The organism is Staphylococcus sp. Marseille-Q5304 (genome assembly GCF_943737015.1).
Classification (GTDB): Bacteria; Bacillota; Bacilli; order Staphylococcales; family Staphylococcaceae; genus Staphylococcus; species Staphylococcus hsinchuensis.
On sequence record NZ_CALSFP010000001.1, the window covers coordinates 1,361,426 to 1,377,828 of the forward strand.

The 16,403-nt window shown below is 33.4% G+C and carries 18 protein-coding genes; 5 read left to right on the forward strand and 13 right to left on the reverse strand.

Translation table 11 applies throughout. The features are described 5' to 3' along the window. Positions 1-2: 2 nt before the first annotated feature. Both NGI30_RS06760 and zapA read right to left on the reverse strand, forming a co-directional pair. Positions 3-524 carry a CvpA family protein gene (locus tag NGI30_RS06760; RefSeq protein ID WP_251943131.1) on the reverse strand — a complete coding sequence of 174 codons (522 nt, stop codon included), beginning with the start codon at positions 522-524 and terminating at the stop codon, positions 3-5. A 3-nt stretch (positions 525-527) separates the two neighbouring features. Next, complete coding sequence (gene zapA, locus NGI30_RS06765) at positions 528-791, reverse strand: cell division protein ZapA (RefSeq protein WP_251516190.1); 264 nt, start codon at positions 789-791, stop codon at positions 528-530. A 276-nt stretch (positions 792-1,067) separates the two neighbouring features. On the opposite strand from zapA, the gene rnhC reads away from it, so the two are divergent. Next, positions 1,068-1,994 carry a ribonuclease HIII gene (gene rnhC / locus NGI30_RS06770; protein ID WP_251516188.1) on the forward strand — a complete coding sequence of 309 codons (927 nt, stop codon included), beginning with the start codon at positions 1,068-1,070 and terminating at the stop codon, positions 1,992-1,994. A 103-nt stretch (positions 1,995-2,097) separates the two neighbouring features. On the opposite strand, the gene pheT is transcribed toward rnhC, so the two are convergent. The 5 genes from pheT to NGI30_RS06795 form a co-directional block, all read right to left on the reverse strand. Next, the gene (gene pheT / locus NGI30_RS06775) at positions 2,098-4,500 is read right to left on the reverse strand and encodes a phenylalanine--tRNA ligase subunit beta (RefSeq protein WP_251943133.1); all 2,403 of its coding nucleotides are present in this window, start codon (positions 4,498-4,500) and stop codon (positions 2,098-2,100) included. Further along, the gene (gene pheS / locus NGI30_RS06780; protein WP_251516185.1) at positions 4,500-5,558 is read right to left on the reverse strand and encodes a phenylalanine--tRNA ligase subunit alpha; all 1,059 of its coding nucleotides are present in this window, start codon (positions 5,556-5,558) and stop codon (positions 4,500-4,502) included. Before pheS ends, pheT begins: the two co-directional genes overlap by 1 nt. A gap of 343 nt (positions 5,559-5,901) precedes the next feature. Beyond that, complete coding sequence (locus tag NGI30_RS06785; protein ID WP_251516183.1) at positions 5,902-6,642, reverse strand: TrmH family RNA methyltransferase; 741 nt, start codon at positions 6,640-6,642, stop codon at positions 5,902-5,904. A 179-nt stretch (positions 6,643-6,821) separates the two neighbouring features. Then, a complete protein-coding gene (gene rpmF, locus NGI30_RS06790; protein ID WP_002435373.1) occupies positions 6,822-6,995 on the reverse strand; it encodes a 50S ribosomal protein L32 in 174 nt (57 codons plus the stop codon). Between the two features lie 85 nt (positions 6,996-7,080). After that, entirely contained in the window at positions 7,081-7,632 is a 552-nt protein-coding gene (locus NGI30_RS06795; RefSeq protein ID WP_251516181.1) for a YceD family protein, read from the reverse strand. Positions 7,633-7,758: 126 nt separating this feature from the next. Here NGI30_RS06795 and NGI30_RS06800 point away from each other — a divergent pair, with 126 nt between their 5' ends. Beyond that, positions 7,759-8,895, forward strand: a complete 1,137-nt coding sequence (locus NGI30_RS06800; protein WP_251516179.1) for a nucleotidyltransferase — start codon at positions 7,759-7,761, stop codon at positions 8,893-8,895. 78 nt (positions 8,896-8,973) lie between these two features. Here the strand turns inward: NGI30_RS06800 and coaD are convergent, their stop codons facing one another. Together coaD and rsmD are read right to left on the reverse strand one after the other, a co-directional pair. Beyond that, positions 8,974-9,456 carry a pantetheine-phosphate adenylyltransferase gene (coaD, locus tag NGI30_RS06805; RefSeq protein ID WP_251943134.1) on the reverse strand — a complete coding sequence of 161 codons (483 nt, stop codon included), beginning with the start codon at positions 9,454-9,456 and terminating at the stop codon, positions 8,974-8,976. Position 9,457: 1 nt separating this feature from the next. Then, on the reverse strand, positions 9,458-10,000 hold the full coding sequence (gene rsmD, locus NGI30_RS06810; protein ID WP_251516175.1) for a 16S rRNA (guanine(966)-N(2))-methyltransferase RsmD: 543 nt from the start codon (positions 9,998-10,000) through the stop codon (positions 9,458-9,460). 66 nt (positions 10,001-10,066) lie between these two features. Here rsmD and NGI30_RS06815 point away from each other — a divergent pair, with 66 nt between their 5' ends. Further along, positions 10,067-10,456, forward strand: coding sequence for a DUF7147 family protein (locus NGI30_RS06815; protein ID WP_251516149.1), 390 nt, complete (start codon positions 10,067-10,069; stop codon positions 10,454-10,456). A 97-nt stretch (positions 10,457-10,553) separates the two neighbouring features. Here NGI30_RS06815 and NGI30_RS06820 read toward each other — a convergent pair whose 3' ends face one another. Next, on the reverse strand, positions 10,554-10,805 hold the full coding sequence (locus tag NGI30_RS06820; RefSeq protein WP_251516134.1) for a YlbG family protein: 252 nt from the start codon (positions 10,803-10,805) through the stop codon (positions 10,554-10,556). A gap of 131 nt (positions 10,806-10,936) precedes the next feature. Between NGI30_RS06820 and NGI30_RS06825 the strand changes: the two genes are divergently transcribed. Further along, positions 10,937-11,857 carry a glycerophosphodiester phosphodiesterase family protein gene (locus NGI30_RS06825; RefSeq protein WP_251516131.1) on the forward strand — a complete coding sequence of 307 codons (921 nt, stop codon included), beginning with the start codon at positions 10,937-10,939 and terminating at the stop codon, positions 11,855-11,857. A gap of 79 nt (positions 11,858-11,936) precedes the next feature. Here NGI30_RS06825 and NGI30_RS06830 read toward each other — a convergent pair whose 3' ends face one another. Together NGI30_RS06830 and NGI30_RS06835 are read right to left on the reverse strand one after the other, a co-directional pair. Next, positions 11,937-12,371 carry a YlbF/YmcA family competence regulator gene (locus tag NGI30_RS06830; RefSeq protein ID WP_251516129.1) on the reverse strand — a complete coding sequence of 145 codons (435 nt, stop codon included), beginning with the start codon at positions 12,369-12,371 and terminating at the stop codon, positions 11,937-11,939. Positions 12,372-12,386: 15 nt separating this feature from the next. Continuing rightward, positions 12,387-13,436, reverse strand: coding sequence for a CAP-associated domain-containing protein (locus tag NGI30_RS06835; protein ID WP_251516127.1), 1,050 nt, complete (start codon positions 13,434-13,436; stop codon positions 12,387-12,389). Between the two features lie 171 nt (positions 13,437-13,607). Between NGI30_RS06835 and NGI30_RS06840 the strand changes: the two genes are divergently transcribed. Beyond that, a complete protein-coding gene (locus NGI30_RS06840; protein ID WP_251943136.1) occupies positions 13,608-15,866 on the forward strand; it encodes an ATP-binding cassette domain-containing protein in 2,259 nt (752 codons plus the stop codon). Positions 15,867-15,925: 59 nt separating this feature from the next. Here the strand turns inward: NGI30_RS06840 and NGI30_RS06845 are convergent, their stop codons facing one another. Further along, on the reverse strand, positions 15,926-16,387 hold the full coding sequence (locus tag NGI30_RS06845) for a DUF420 domain-containing protein (RefSeq protein WP_251516123.1): 462 nt from the start codon (positions 16,385-16,387) through the stop codon (positions 15,926-15,928). Positions 16,388-16,403: the final 16 nt, after the last annotated feature.

The following is a 16,403-nucleotide window of genomic DNA, read 5'->3' on the forward strand; positions in this document are numbered from 1 at the left end:
TATTATAGTTCGTTAATAAATTGGGATAATAACGGTATATGATTTACAAAATGTCTCGCAATTAATGAATTTGATAATTGTGATTGGAAAATATCTAAAGGATACAGTGATATGCAATATAAAAATATCACACTAAAAATACAAGAAGATATAAAACTTAATGCAATACCACCATAACGACTAAATTGTGTAATCGACAATTGCTTTATTACATAATCAAACGATACAATCATGCAATAACAAATTACTTTCGTTAAGATAAATATAATGACAAAAGCAATAATATGATTAAACCTTGTCTCAATTTCATCATAATGAAATGTATAAGTCATGTGATATGCATGTGTTATTGGAAAAGGAATAAATAAATCTAACCTCGCTGCGACTAGATTATATAATGTTGAAGATAGCCACAATGCAAACAATGTAGAACTTAAGTGTAAGGCACTAAGCCATAACCCTCTCCTAAAACCAATCACACCTATGTAACAAATAAACAATATAACAAGTAAATCAAGTAGCATGGTTTACTCTTGATTTTTTAATTTCTTAATTTCTTGTTGTAATTGGTAATTTTCTTCTTCTACTTGAACTTTTTCATGCATGATATTCACTGCAGTTAATATTGCTTTTCGTGTAGTATCAAGCCCTGTACTCATTCTACCTAACTCTTTAAGTCTATCATCTACTAAATGTGCAACATAGCGAATATGTTCAGGGTTGTCTTCACCGACAATTGTATAATGCTGATCGTTGATAGTTACATTAATTCGATTTTTAAACTCACCCATATTATAACTCCTGACTTTAAATATATTTCCGAACAATCTCATTCATTCTTTTAGTATTATACTATTTTAGAATATTTATCACGAACCATTATACACGAGTCATTATTATTTTGTAAGAGGTGTGAATTGTTATATTTAAATATTTTATTACTATTTTAACTAGAAAACTTTAATTTCCTTTTAACTACATTTTATAACTATTTCGTATATGAATTCACACGTGATATGATGTATATTGTTTAATTTAAAGTATATGGATTAAAGAGAGGCTAAACAATGACAAACGTTGTACTAAAATTATCCGAATCTGAGATACAGAAACTTATCTCTAAATTATCATTTGAACAAACTCATCTGCCACAAGGCATGAAAGCGAAAGTAAAACATCAAGGCACATCAATTTCGATTTACAATTCGAATAAGGTTATGTTTCAAGGCAAAGATGCTCAAACGATTGCATCACAATTATTACCAAACCATACATCTGAGAAACCATCGAAAGAGTCATCAATTAAAAATAACACTCCAAAATATAATCAATATCATTGTATCGGTAGTGATGAAGCTGGTAGTGGTGATTACTTTGGTCCTTTAACTGTATGTGCAGCCTACATTTCTAAAGAGCACGTCGAGTTATTAAAAACATTAGGCGTTGATGATTCTAAAAAATTAACCGATAAAAAAATTGTAGAAATTGCTGAACAACTGATTACATTTGTTCCCCATTCGTTATTAACTTTACAAAATGATAAATATAACGAAAGACAAAAATCGGGTTGGTCACAAGTTAAAATGAAAGCAGTGTTACATAACCAAGCTATCCTTAATGTTACACAAAAAATTGATAACGAAGCATTAGATTACATAGTTATCGATCAATTTGCACAACCAGGTGTTTATAAACGATATGCATTAACCGAAATACCTTTTAGTGAAAAAACAAAATTCGAAACGAAAGGTGAATCTAAATCTTTAGCCATTGCTGCTGCGAGCATCATTTCTAGATATGCATTCGTTAAATATATGGATCAAATTGCTAAAGAAGCTCACCTAGAGATACCAAAAGGTGCGAGTAAAAAGGTAGACCTTGCCGCTGCAAAAGTGATTGAACGCTACGGTATCAATTATTTAGATAACATCTCTAAAAAGCATTTCGCAAATCGTAATAAAGCTCAAAACTTAGTTCAACAAAAGCATAAATAATTATTATAAACAAAGTAACCCAACTTACTATATTTCACCCATAAATATAAAACCCCCCCGTTAAGGGTTTGTTTCCTTAACAGGGGGTTATTTATAAATTCATCTATCTAATTGTAGCACCAATTTCTTGTAAAGAAGTTAAAATTTCTTCATGTACTGCATTAACTTTTTCATCAGTTAACGTTTGTTCTGTATCTAAATATGAAAGTCGAATAGCAATTGATTTTTCATCTTCAGCAACATGTTCACCTTCATAAACATCAAAGACTTCTGCATTTTGTAAAATATCACTACCATGTTCACGGATAACTTGAATTAAACTTGATGATGGCATTTGACGATTAACGAGTAATGCAATATCTCTAGATACACCAGGATATCTTGGGATAGGTTGATAATTGATATATCCAACAGACACGTCCATGAGCTTATCGTAATTTAATTCGAATACATACGTTCTATCCAAGTCATTCTCTTTAGCAACACGAGGATGTAATTCACCGATAAACCCTACTGTTTCGTTATTCAACTTGACGATAGCAGTACGTCCTGGATGTAAACCATCCACTTCACCAGCTTCGTATTCAAATTGTATATCAAGCTTTTCAGCAATACGATCTACAACACCTTTAGCAACGAAGAAATCAATCTGTTCCTTCTTACCTTGCCAAGTATTCCAAGTATAATCACCTGTTAAAATACCACTTAAATATTCTACTTCATCAGGTAATTGGCCTTCCCCATTACTAAAGAATACGCGTCCTAGTTCATATAGGCGAACATTTGTATTTTTACGGGCCACATTGTAAGCTACAGCGTCAAGTAAATGTGGGATTAAACTTTGACGTAATACTGCATGCGCCTCACTCATTGGCATTAACAATGAAATTGTAGATCTATCGACTAACGCAAAATCTTTCGCACGATTCTCATCAACTAATGAGTAAGTAATAGCTTGACTTAAACCAGCACCTTCTAAAGATGCTTTAATGACACGTGATTTTGATTGTCTATCTGTTAACGCACCATTTGTTACTTTATTGAATGTTGGTAATGTAGATGGTAATGCGTCATAACCGTAAATTCTTGCGATTTCTTCAATTAAATCTGCTTGAATTGTAATGTCTTTACGTCGTGATGGTACATACACTGTTAATGCTGAACCATTACGTTTTGTTTCAAATCCTAATTGTACAAAGATTGATTCAATTTCATCTTCTGATAGAGATAAACCGATTGTCTGATTAATTTTGTCTACAGTTATTTGAATTGGTGTCGTAAATTCTCCTAATTCACCTTTAGCTACACGTCCTTCTGTGACGGTGCCACTCGCATATGTTTCTAATAAATAGCATGCTCTGTCAACCGCTTCATCAACGAATTCTGTAGCGATACCTTTTTCAAAACGACTTGAAGATTCACTCTTTAAGTTTAATCGTCTTGATGTATGACGAATTGATACTGGGTCGAATATTGCCCCTTCAATCACTACATTCTTTGTATTCTCTGTAACTTCTGAAAAATCTCCGCCCATTACACCAGCAATCGCAATAGGTTTTTCACCATTTGTAATTACGATATCTGAATCTACTAATGTTCTTTCTTGGTCATCCAATGTAGTAATTTTTTCATTGTCATCAGCTCGTCTTACCTCAATCACTTCTGAACCAATTTGATCTTTATCGAACATGTGTAATGGTTGACCATATTCTAGAAGAACATAATTCGAAATATCTACGACGTTATTAATTGGTCTGATACCTGCTTTGATTAATCGCATTTGCATCCATTCTGGTGATGGACCAATTGTTACGTTTTTAACTACTCTTGCACTATAGTATGGAACTTTATCTGTGTTCTGAACATTTACAGACAATGTATTTGATGCTTCTTCAGATGAAGCTTTACTTGTTGTTTTAGGTTTAGTTAATGGTAAATTGTATAACGCCGCTGTTTCGTATGCGGTACCAATCATACTTAAAGCATCGGCTCTATTTGGTGTTAAATCAAATTCCATCACTTGATCATTTAAATAAAGTGCTGTTAACGCATCTGTACCTGGTTGAACTTTTTCTGAAAATACATAAATACCATTTTCAAATGCTTTTGGAACTAAGGCAGCTGGAATGCCTATTTCTTGAAGTGAACAAATCATACCTTCAGAGCGTTCTCCACGTAATTTAGCACGTTTAATCTTAATGCCACCAGGTAATCTACCCCCTACAGTAGCTACAATAACTGTTTGACCTGCATCCACATTTGGTGCACCACAAACAATTTGTACAGATTCTTTTTCACCGATATCGACTTGGCAAATGTTTAATTTATCTGCATCAGGATGTGCTTCGATTGATTCAATATAACCGACAACAATATTCTTTATATCTTTTGTATAATCGACGATATCATCGACTTCAATACCTGTGCGTGTAATTTTCTCAGCTAATTCATCGACAGGTTGATCGATATTTACGTACGTTGACAACCATTCTTTTGAAATAATCATTATTTTTCACCTCTATCTTCTACTGCTTTAAATTGATCTAAGAAACGAATATTATTCGTGTAAAAATGACGGATATCTTCTATACCATATTTCAACATAGCAATACGATCAGGTCCCATGCCAAACGCAAAACCACTATATTTATCTGAATCGAATCCTGCCATTTCTAATACATTTGGATGGACCATACCAGCACCTAAAATTTCAATCCAACCTGATTGTTTACATACGTTACAACCTGATCCACCACATTTGAAGCATGATACATCAACTTCAACTGATGGTTCAGTAAATGGGAAGTAACTTGGTCTTAGTCGAATTTCTCTATTTTCACCAAATAAGTGCTTTGCTAACAATTCTAACGTTCCTTTTAAATCGCTCATTTTAATATTTTCATCTACGACTAAGCCTTCAATTTGCGTAAACTGGTGACTGTGTGTCGCATCATCTGAATCTCGACGGTAAACTTTACCAGGGCACAAGATTTTCACCGGACCTTCGCCATTACGTTGTTCTAGCGTTCTAGCTTGTACTGGTGAAGTATGTGTACGCATTAAGATTTCTTCAGTAATATAGAATGTATCTTGCATATCTCTAGCTGGGTGTGATTTCGGTAAGTTAAGTGCTTCAAAGTTATAGTAATCTTGCTCAACTTCATAACCATCAACGATTTCGAAGCCTAGACCTAAAAATAAATCTTCAATTTCTTCAATCGTACGTGTTAATGGGTGTTTCGCACCAATCGCTACTTTACGACTCGGTAAAGTGACATCGATTGTTTCACTTTGCAATTGTTGTTCTAATTGTTGATTCGCTAATAGTTCACGGCGTGCTTCAATTTCTCCTTCAATCGTTTGTCTTACTTCATTTACCTTTTGACCATAAGCAGGCTTTTCTTCATTTGGTAAATCTTTCATATGTTTCATTAATCCTGAAACAGAACCTTTTTTACCTAAGTATTTAACTTTTACATCTTGTAATTCTTTTTCATTTTGAGCTTCATTTATGTCTACTAAAGCTTGTTGTTTAAGCTCAGTCATTGTCTCAGATTGTGTCATCCAAAATCCTCCTATATTTAAAATGTATGACTTAACATCTATATGTAATCATTAAAAAAAGACTTCCATCCCTGAAACTGGGACGAAAGCCTTCCGTGGTACCACCCAAATTTATGCATATGCATACACTTGATATCTTTGATAACGGAAATGATTTCCGACTTAAATTTCTTTAAGTAACCAAAAAGATGAAAAAAACTAATCGCAAAGGAATCGCTTTCAGTCTATGGCTCTTCTCCCTTTCACACTTGCTGAATATCAGTTTACGTCTTTTTCTCGGTTTATATTTATTTGTCTTTAGTCATAATATCAACTTTATTATATACGATTTTAAATGTAAGGGTCAACCTTTCAAATGATACATCATAATACTTCCAGCAATAGCTACATTTAAACTTTCAGCTTGACCATATATTGGAATAGTTAGATTTTTTGTAGTGTGTTCAAGTAAATCTTGGTTAACGCCTTCTCCTTCGTTTCCTAATAACAAGGCAAAACGATTTTGACTTTCAACTTGACGATAAGATACCGCACCTTCAACTGTTGTACCATACACATCACCATCAAATTCGTCCATGAATTGTTTTAAATCCGTCGTAATTATCGGTATATGGAAGACACTACCTTGACTTGCACGTAACACTTTATCTTGATAAGGGTCAGCAGTCCCCTTTTCTAGAACGATTAAATCTAACCCTACTGCATCAGCTGTTCGAATTAACGTTCCTAAATTACCTGGATCTTGTATGCGATCAATTAACAAGACTTGTTGATGTTCATCTGGTGCAAATTGCGGTTTCTCGATGACCGCGAATAAACCTTGAGGTGTAACTGTACCTGATAACACTTCAGCAACCTTTAAGTTAATTTCATACACTTCTTGGGCAGCTTCAAGGAGTTCACCATCAATACGGTCTATATCTATTATAAATAATTGGTTAATGACAATATTACTTTTGGCAGCTTCTTCAATGAGATGGATACCTTCTATTAACGCGTTTCCAGTTTTATCTCTTTCACGCTTCTTTTTTAACTTGTTTGCTTGTTTAATTTTACTATTTTGTGCTGAAGTAATAGATTCCATTTTCATACCTCATTTATAATTATTATCTTTTATTCCATGTTTACATTGAGCGACGGACATATGCTTTCCAACATAGAAGTCGGATATTCCACTTATATAATATATAAAAAAATCGTTCAAAAATTATTTCACAAATAATTAATGAACGATTATACAATAGCTTATACTAGCCATTAAAATTATTTAGATACAACTTCTTCACCATTGTATGATCCACAGTTTTTACATACGCGGTGAGATAATTTGTATTCGCCACAACTTGGGCATTCTGTCATACCAGGTACAGAAATTTTAAAATGCGTACGACGTTTATTTTTTCTTGTTTTTGACGTTCTTCTTTTTGGTACTGCCATGATTAATCCTCCTTATTTTTCAATTACGCAATAATTCTACTCGAATCCAATAATCTATTATACTATAAAATATTTAGATTCGCTATTACTCTTTGTCATATAATTGTTGCAGTTTTTGAAGCCTAGGGTCGACCTTTTGAGAACTTGCATCCTCATCGTCATTCTCATTAGCGATTTCGGCCGCTTGTTCTTCGTCAATAACTTCCCAACCATTACCTTCTGTCAACATTTGGTCACTATCTTCAGATACAACGCGCATTGGTTTCTCAATAATAACGAGTTCTTCTGCAATGTCTTTAAGATTAATCATACCATCTGATGCATCGTGATAATGTTCATCTTCTTCGTCATCACTACCAAATTGCTCGTATCCTTCTAAATCGAAAACTTCTTGAGAATATATATCTAAAGGTACATTAACAGGAACTAATGTACGTGCACATGGCATTGTATAAGTTCCTTTAATATAAATATCTGCAATAACTTCATTAGATTTCACGGTTAATTCACCGTCTACATTTATCTCAGATAAATCAATTAAATCCAATGTTTCTACAAGATGATCAAATTTCACCGTATGGTGGAATTCGAATGGTTTATCTTGGAATTTTCTTAATTGTGTTATCGACCATTTCATCTGGCTTCACCTCTAACAAGCACAAAATTTATTTTAACTTTATAGATATAAGTTGTCAAGATTTTTTCTTAACACATTATCATCTGTTACAATATCTATAATGAATACTGAAAGGAAGAAATGCAAATGAAAAGTGTCGCACTAATCACTGAATACAATCCTTTCCACAATGGACACTTATACCATGCAAAAAAGGCAAAGTCAATGACTGATGCCGATGTTTCTATAGCTATCATGAGTGGTCAATTTGTTATGCGAGGCGAACCTGCCATTTTTAATAAGTTTATTCGGACAAACATGGCACTTCAAGCGGTTGACTTAGTTGTAGAATTACCTGCACTTGCATCACTTTCAGCAGGTCCTTATTTTGCTACTTCAGGCGTTAAAATTGCGGATTACTTAGAGGCCAATCACTTAGTCTTTGGTAGCGAATCAGGCGATATCGACGCATTTAAATCATTAAGTACAGAATTGAGTCACATTGAACAGTCAACCGAATTTCTAAAAAAATCCAAAGAAGGTAAAAGCTATCCACGAATCATTGATGAATTAATGCCAGATACAACGTTACTTTCTTCTCCAAACAATATTTTAGGACTATCCTATGTCAAGGCGATCAACAACGAAGAGTCTGAAATGAAACCATGGACGATTAAACGCGTACACAGCGACCATCATAATTCAACTATTGCTAATAATACTTTTGCCAGTGGAACTGCGATACGCAAATCTATATTTGATGGTAATGAGCTTTGGCAACATGTTACTCCTTTCCCACATACGCTCATAAATTCAGCACCGCCTATCACATCTGAAGACACTTTTAATTTTTTAAAATATGCAATCCTCACTCATAGTGTAAACGAACTTAAACAAATTTATACGATGAGCGAAGGGTTCGAATATCGTCTTAAGGGATATATTAAAAAAGCCAACTCCTTTGGTGAATTGGTCAACATGTTGAAGACAAAACGTTACACTCATACACATATTCAACGACTGTTAATGAATGTTCTGTTAAATAATCAAAAAAATGACTATCTTGAAGTCATCCCTGCCGTTAGAATATTAGGTATGAATGCTACTGGGCAAGCTTATTTAAAATATTTAAAGCAATCATTTCCAGAAAGAAATTTTATTACTCAAGTGAACCAGAAAAATAATCATTTCTTTAAAAATGAAATTCATGCTACAGAAATTTATAATTTACTTTCACCACAATTGGAGCAAACTGACTTCAATACACCGGTGATACGAAAATAAACATTACCTGCAACAATTTTAAATAAAAAAGTACCAGCCTCTAATTAAATTTCCTCTATTTAGGGCTGGTTTATTATATTAATTAAATTTCTTGTCTAAGGCTTTAGTGACGTGTGGAGGTACAAAATTGGACACATCGGCTTTATATGCAGCGACCTCTTTCACAATACTTGAACTGATAAATGAATAATTAGTACTAGTCATCATATACATCGTTTCCACATCATGATTTAGTTTCTTATTCATTGAAGTTAACCGTAATTCATATTCAAAGTCACTTACAGCTCTCAAACCTCTTATAATTGTTTCTGCACCAATTTCATTACAAAAATCAACGAGCAATCCGTTAAAGTGATGCACTGTTACATTATCTAAATGTTTAACAGACTCCTCAATCAGTTCAATACGTTCTTCAACGGAAAAAGTACCCGACTTACTACTATTTCTTAATACACAAACATGTAACTCATCAAATCTGTTGGCACTTCTATCAATAATATCGATGTGACCGTATGTTATTGGATCAAAACTCCCTGGGATAACTGCTTTTGTTGTAGACATATTAATCTCCTTTTTCTAATAACAATGTATCTGTTAAACCATAATGATAACGCTTTATTTCTTGGAAAGGCGCTATTTCTATCTCTTCTTGATGCTTGAACTCACACACGATAATACCATTTTTCTTTAATAAATCAAACTTAGCAATACCTTCTAAAGCGAAATCAATGAGCCCCTTTTCATAAGGTGGATCTAGAAAAATGATATCAAACTGAATATCTCTTTTTGATAAAGCTTTTAATGCACGATCTGCATTATTCTTATATACTTCTGCATGAGATTCGATATTTAAATTTTTTAGATTACTTTTAATGACTTTAACTGCTTTGAAGTTTTGGTCTACGAAAATCATTTTCTCCATACCTCGAGATAAAGCCTCGATTCCTAAAGCGCCACTACCAGCGAATAAATCTAAGCCAATACCTGAAATATCCTGTAAGCTATTGAACATACCTTCTTTTACTTTATCCATAGTCGGACGTGTATTGCGACCTTCTAAACTTACAAGGGGTTTACTTTTATGGATTCCTGAAATTACTCTCATTTAATTTACACTTCCAATCTTATAATATATTATATATATTGTTTAGTTTAAAAGGAGGTCAACAAATTGAAACAATCATTCATCCCGTTAGGCGAAGGGCTAACAGATTTATTTGAATTTACTACGCTAATTGAATATAACCACCAACGCATCAATCATATCGTTTATTTCCATACTCCTGAGTCAAATAAACGACTTTCTTCTGTTGCCATTGTCATGGAACCAACGAGTGGCAAACATTTTCAAGCAATGTATATTATGGTCAATGCTTTAAATTACCCACACCCTGAACCTAATAAAAAATATAACATCATTAATAAGCAAGCAGAACAGTATAATGTAACTATCAAAGAAATAGATGTTCAACCACCTGAAACATTTCACCAAATTGAACTATATTTCAATTATTTAACGAGTGTAATACGTCTCCAAAGATGGATTCCACCCTTACAATAATTCATCTATACCGAGGCCATTAAAAATACTATACCATTATACAATTTCTAAACTGAACATCAGTCTAATAGCTTTCTATCCCCCGATCAAGCTTGAATTAGGAATATTCGTGGCGTTCACGTTCGTAGTTCTTTTTCAATGTCTTGTATGGGGATCCTTCAATTTGCATGACATACTTTAAGCCCATGAGTTTGCTTACAATTTGATCTGCATCTGATTCATTAATATACATAATGACGAAACGTTTTTGTCTATTACTATGAACGATATGGCCAAACTTTCGAATTTGTCTTTCATGTTTCATATGCTTCAAATATATAATTAAACTTGTCCTAGATATTATCTCCATATTTATCACTCCATCTATTAGCCCTTATATAATATCATGGTCACTCTTATTAATAAATGACAATCGTTTTAAAGTTTGTGAAACATTTGCTATATTTATGAATATACACATGTTAATAAAGGGGACTGACCATGGCAACAATCAACAAATTCTTTAAGCACACATTTCTTGGCATCACAGGCATTGTTAGCAGTCTTTTATTTATCTCCAAGTATAAAAATAAACCGAAACGTCTACAAATCCCACCGTTTTTCTCTAAACCAGCTCCATATTTTTTTGCTCATATTGGCGGAAATCACCACGTTCCTGGTAATACGAAACTAGCCTTCCATCATGCAAATAAACATAAAGTAGATGGTTTTGATATCATTTTAAGAATTACTAAAGATCATCATTTCATTGTATTTAACGATATAGACTTGGATGCTTCTACGAATGGGTCAGGTAAGGTTTCAGAACATACACTTGCTGAATTACAAACATTAGATGCAGGATATCATTACGTAGATATCAATGGTAATAAACCATTCGTAGGACACCCAGATGCTAAATTACAGACTTTGGAAGAGTTATTGCAAGCTTTTCCCGACAAGCGATTCATTATTCATATTAAAGATAATGAAAATGATCCAGAAGGACTTCCTGTCCCTGAATTATTGCTTGATATTATAAAGAAGTATCAAGCAGAATACCGGGTCTTAGTTACGAGCGAACATGTAAAACAACTCGAACGTTTCAAAGTCATCAGTGAAGGTCATATTGCATTAGGTGCGAGCCAAGGTGAGATATTAGAAGCCTTTGTAAAATATAGATTCGGTGCGAGCAATTTATTTGAAGCACGTAGTCACGCATTTCAAATGCCAATCGAAATACAAGGTATTAAAATAACATCACCAAAATTCATTTATTGGTTAATCGAACGAAACATTGTCCCTGGTTTTATTCATATTAATAATTTAGATTTAATCGATGATTTAATAGTGCTTGGCGTACATACTATTATTACCGATCGACCAGACCTCGTCGATCGATATAAACAATCAAATTACTAATTGAGAAAGACTAGAAAAAGCACTCAGTACAAATGTACTAAGTGCTTTTTTGAATTTAAAATTTGTCTGTGTTTTAGTTCTATACCGAACAGTTACATGAACCTCCAGTTGAACATCCGCTTTCATCTTTTTGGAAAAATGGATTTCCTGTTTCAATTTTTACATTATCTGAAACTGCATAAGCTATTTTAACAATGACTTCGTCTATTAAATTTTGCAGAGCTACTTCTTTTTGTTTGTATTCGATAACAACTGGTAACATTTCATAAGCACGTTTTCTCTTTCGTGTTTCGAGCATAATTTGACGATAATCGGGATGATATTTACCGAAACGCATCACTTCATCGTATTGACCTTTCGACTTCAGAAACGCTTGATATAATAAGTGCGCTTCTTCATCAGATTCTAAGTTGCTTTCAGCTGTTTTGAATTCCATGAAAATACGTGAAGACATGATCTTATCTCCTAGTGCTTCAATATCATCAAGTATTGTCAGTGTTTCTTCTGTAATCATCAAATGCGCTCCTTTCTATTTTTCCTTTACAAATATAAGTGTATAGTAACCATCCATTACTTCGCCACCCATTGAATTGTACTTGGAGTTAAGGATTCTTGATCTGTGTATGTCAGAGTTTAACCAATTATGCATAAGTGTAGGTACATCATTAAAGTCGTAGCCGACATTTTGGCTTGCAGAAGTGAATGAAACATGTTGATTATTTAATTGTTGTTTTAAAGCATTTTCTGTGAATTCAACACTTTTATTATCAGTGGCTTCATACAAGTTAAATGAGGCGATATGTGCTATTTTATTATTTATTGTTAAAGGTTTTACATGTTTTAACTTACGCATTTCATTTGTAATCTCATATAAAGTAATGAGTTGATTTGAATTTTGTTCATAAGGCACATCATTATTGTCATTCTTAATTTCTTTATTTCCTCCAGAAGCTACCATCCGATAAGGTTTAATCGTTGCTAGAGCATCACTATCTAAATAGCGTACAGCAACAATTTTATTAGATTGCTGATCCATAAATATTTGTGCGTAAGTATCGTCAAACTTTACTAATGCCTGTGTTTTCATATCTGAATCAGATAATTCTAAATCATAACGCTTACCGTTTGACTTCACTGTTGGTTCAGGATTTACACTGAATTTTTCAAAAACTTTAGATGCCTCATCATTAATATGTATTGGATCTACATGTGCCCCTTCTCCAGTTGCATAAACAGATTTAATAATTCCTTTTTTCGCTGAAACGATATAATAAGAATCTTTATTTTTAAATACGTAATTTTTATATTTCTTCTGATATGGATATACTCGGTCAGCTTGGCCGTAACGTTCAGTCAATTTGCTCACGTGTTGGCCTACCCACGTCCCCACACCTTTTTTAGGTTTTGGGTTATTTTCTGTGACATCACTCTTTTTCAAATCCTTCTGTTGATTCTTATTTGTCGTTGTTTCGTTTGGATTTTCTAGTACATCAAACTGTAAACGTGGTGAGTAAAATAAATAAATTATGAAACTCATCAATAGAAGTACACCAATAACTTTAATTATTAGCTTTGTCATCGCCCACCCACCTAAACATTCTTTCGTTTATTGTACATGTATCTTGTTCAAACAAGCAAGACAAGTCTATGTAAATTTTTTATAAACTTTTGATTTATTATTTTTTCAACTTTTACTAAAGTGACTAACATTTCAATTTCGGGTATACACATCAGTGTGAGGTGAAAATTTATGACATCAATTAATATACAAGGTGCCAAGCAAAATAATTTAAAAAATATTTCAGTGGATATTCCCAAACATAAAATAACTGTTTTTACAGGACGTTCTGGTTCTGGAAAATCTTCATTAGTGTTTAATACAATCGCTGCTGAATCAGAAAGATTATTAAATGAAACATATTCTACATATATTCAACATCAGTTAACTCAATATGCAAAACCTAATGTAGATCATATTGAAAATTTACCGGTAGCTATGATTATTAACCAAAAGCGCCTAGGTGGTAATTCACGTTCTACAGTGGGCACAATTTCCGATATTTACGCGTCTGTACGCTTACTTTGGTCACGAATTGGTGAACCATTCGTAGGCTACTCCGATATCTTCTCCTTTAATAACCCGAAAGGTATGTGTGAACAATGTTCAGGTTTAGGTTATGTGGAAGATATTGATTTGAACGAGCTATTAGATTTTGACAAATCTTTAAATGAAGATGCGATACGATTCCCATCATTTAGACCAGATAGTTGGAGAGGTAAAAGATATGTATATTCTGGTTTATTTGATAATGATAAAAAACTCAAAGACTATACTAAAGAAGAGTTAGATACATTCTTATATACTGAACCAACTAAACTTAAAAATCCACCTGAAGAATGGCCTAGAACAGCAAAATTTGAAGGACTGATTCATCGTTTCCGCCGTTCGTTTTTACTTAATGATAACTTTGAGAAAAAACGTTTTAAAGAAGCGATAGATCGAGTTGTTACTTCAAGTAAATGTCCAAAATGTGAAGGTAAACGTTTAAGTCAAGAAGTTTTAAAATGTAAAATCAACGGTCTAGATATAGCAGATTTTACTGCTTTAACAATTGATGAAGCGCTGAAGTTTATTCAACAAATTAAATCTGAAAAGGCTCAAGTCATCATAGAACCATTAAAAAATCAACTTGAATCACTCAGCTATATCGGGCTTCATTATTTAACATTATCGCGTGAAACGAACACGTTATCTGGTGGCGAATCTCAAAGAATCAAACTTATTCGTCATCTTAATAGCCCTTTAACAGATTTAGTTTATATTATAGACGAGCCGAGTATTGGTCTGCACCCAGATGATATTGAACGCATAAATGAAATCATCTTGTCTCTGAAATCTAAAGGTAATACGGTACTCGTAGTTGAACATGACCCTGACGTTATTCGTATCGCTGACCACATAATAGACTTAGGTCCGTTAGCTGGTAAAAATGGAGGCGAAATTACATTTACTGGTGACTACCAATCATTGATAAACTCCACAACAAGTACTGGACATGCACTGAGACAACAACATCATTTTAAAAATGAAATAAGAAAACATGAAAATTTCTTTAAGTATGCTCATATTAAGCACAACAACATTAACGACATTTCATTTAAAATTCCGGAACAAGCAATGACGGTTGTTACAGGTGTAGCAGGTTCAGGAAAGAGTTCACTAATCCATGCTGCACTTAATCATTCTGAACAATCTATATTTATTGATCAGAAGCCCGTTCATGCATCTAACCGTTCTAACTTGCTCACTTATCTTAATATTTTTGATGATGTGAGAAGTTACTTTAGTGAAAATACCAAGCTCAAGAAGTCTATGTTTAGTTATAATTCAGAAGGTGCTTGTCCAGAATGTAATGGTAAAGGTGTATTAAAGACAGAATTAGCATTTATGCCAGATTTCACACAAGTTTGTGATGTTTGTAAAGGTAAGAGATATAAACCGGAAGTATTAGAAGCTACAGTAGATGGTTATTCAATAGCAGATATTCTCGATTTAACTGTTGATGAAGCTATTCATTTCTTCAAAGAGAAACCTAACATTTCAACGCCATTGCAATCTTTAAAATCTACAGGACTTAATTACATGACACTCGGACAGTCTCTAGATACATTATCTGGTGGTGAAGTACAACGCGTTAAATTAAGTAGATATATGACACATACGGTTCAAGATAAAATATTTATCTTCGATGAACCTACTACTGGTTTACACGAAGAAGATATACCTGTGTTATTGGAGTGCTTCAACAACTTAATCGAACAGGGCAATACGTTAGTGATTATTGAACATAATTTAACAATGATGACGTTTGCAGATTGGATGATTGATATTGGTCCATATGCAGGTGAAAACGGAGGCCAATTACTTTATGAGGGAGAGCCAAACGGTCTGTTAGATTGCAAAGACTCAGTAACCGCAAAGCATTTACAACGCTATATTTCTAATTAATGATATTTAAAAAGACCCAGCCAATGTATATAACATTGCCTGGGTCTTTTTAAATGAAATTATAAACCTAAGGTCGCTTTCAATAATGAAGTTGTGTGTCCACCTGGGTAAAGTACATATAATAATATATATACTGCTACGCCCGTAATTGCTGTAAAGAACCATACAATCGAAGCAATTGGACCAACAAATCGATGCACTTTAAATTTATCTTTAAATGCAGTTATGATTTGGATTAGTCCAAGTACCCCACCAATTGTCGCTAAGTTGATATGGAATACAAGGAAAATCGTGTAGTACGTCTTTATAGAATCTGGACCACCGAATGCTGTATTTCCAATAAATATCGTTCTTGAAACGTATATGATGAAGAACGAAAGTGCGAATACAGCAGCGGTTAACATGATTTTTTTATGACTTTCAATTTGTCTTTTCCAAATTTTGCGCCAACCTATTGCAACAAGAATGGCACTTATAACTATGAAACTGGTACTTAATGTAGGTAATATTGGTAAATTCATAAATTTCATCCTTATA